2 protein-coding genes are annotated in these 1,569 nt (G+C 64.0%); both read right to left on the reverse strand.

Annotated features, from left to right (window positions below; genetic code table 11):
• Positions 1-158: 158 nt before the first annotated feature.
• Positions 159-632 carry a VOC family protein gene (locus JV551A3_RS15030; RefSeq protein WP_133978858.1) on the reverse strand — a complete coding sequence of 158 codons (474 nt, stop codon included), beginning with the start codon at positions 630-632 and terminating at the stop codon, positions 159-161.
• 110 nt (positions 633-742) lie between these two features.
• On the reverse strand, positions 743-1,569 hold an 827-nt coding region (locus JV551A3_RS15035; protein ID WP_133978860.1), incomplete at its 5' end, for an aldehyde dehydrogenase family protein.

Below are 1,569 nucleotides of genomic sequence, written 5' to 3' on the forward strand. Positions count from 1 at the left end.
GCGCGGGCCGGCGAGGCTGCCGGTGGCAAAGCCGACCAGCAACTCCTCTTCTGCAGGGGTCAGGCNACGGACCTGTGCGGCGGTTTTGTCGATGATTCGCATGAAGCAGCTCCCAGCTACGAGCCCCAAGCTTCAAGCAAAGTCGCGCCGCTTTCAACTTACTGGGCAGTGCCACCGAACATCTTCGCCGCGCGGGCGCGAATTTCGTCGGGGGTCAGGTCCTCCTTGTGAGTGGAAACGAACCAGATGTTGCCGAACGGGTCTTTCAGGGTGCCGCTACGGTCGCCGTAGAACTGGTCCGTCACCGCATGCAGCTGGGTGGCGCCGGCCGCCAAGGCCTGGGCATAGACCTTGTCGCAGTCCTCGACATAAAGGTGCAGCCCTACGCCTGCGCCGTTGAGCTTCTGGCTGGCGGTGAGACCGCCTTCCATGTCGCAGGGGTCGCCCAGCATCAGCGACGAGTCGCCGATCTTCAGCTCGGCATGGCCGACGCGGCCGCCCGGGGCGTCGAGGCGAAACATTTCGACGGCGGAGAAGGCCTTCTTGTAGAACTCGATAGCCTTGGCGGCGTCGTTGATGGCCAGGTAGGGCGTGATGCTGTGCTGGCCTTCGGGGATGGGTTTGGCTGCCATGTTCGACTCTCCTTGGAAGTGGGCGCCGGTTGGCGCCCTGTTGCTTAGAGTCGTTTGCGCGGATGGAAAATCGACAGGGGGGATAGATCGATTCTCTATAAGCGCGGTGGTCAGAAGATGTAGTCGGTGGTCAGGAAGCTCGACTGCCGGTTGCGAATGATCTCGCTGATCAGTTCCTTGTTGGCCTCCTGGAAGCGCGTGGCGACCAACGTGCGGATCGAGAACACACGCAGGGCGTCGTGTACCGACAGGGTGCCTTCGGCGCTGTTCTTGCGGCCGTTGAACGGATAGGTGTCGGGGCCGCGCTGGCATTGCGCGTTGATGTTGATGCGCCCGACCTGGTTGGCAAAGATGTCGACCAGGCTGCCGATGGTCGCCGGGTCATTGCCGAACAGGCTCAGTTGCTGGCCGTAGTCGGACTCCAGTACATAGTCGATCACCGTTTGCAGGTTGCGGTAGGGCACTACCGGCACCAGCGGGCCGAACTGCTCCTCGTGGTACACGCGCATGTCGCTCTTCACCGGGTACAGCACGGCGGGGTAGAAGAACGAGCCACGGCTGTGCCCGCCGCCTTCGTTGAGCACGCGGGCGCCCTTGGCGGTGGCATCGGCGACCAGGCCGTCGAGGTAATCGACCTTGCCGGGCTCCGGCAGCGGTGTCAGCGCCACGCCTGGCTCCCAAGGCATGCCAGGCTTGAGCGCGGCCAGCTTGCGCTGGAACTTGTCGAGGAAAGCATCGACCACGTCCTCGTGTACGAACAGGATCTTCAGCGCCGTGCAGCGCTGGCCATTGAACGACAGCGCACCGGTGACTGCCTCTTCGACGGCGTTGTCGAGGTCCACCTGGGGCAGCACGATGCCCGGGTTCTTGGCATCCAGCCCCAGCGCGGCGCGCAGCCGGTGCGGGCGCGGGTGCAGTTTTTTCAGGTCGCCGGCGG

Origin of the sequence: Pseudomonas inefficax (genome assembly GCF_900277125.1) — a bacterium.
GTDB lineage: Bacteria > Pseudomonadota > Gammaproteobacteria > Pseudomonadales > Pseudomonadaceae > Aquipseudomonas > Aquipseudomonas inefficax.

Coding starts and splice junctions, on each gene's coding strand:
- JV551A3_RS15030 (WP_133978858.1), bottom strand. CDS start 632: ATGGCAGCCAAACCCATCCCCGAAGGCCAGCACAGCATCACGCCCTAC.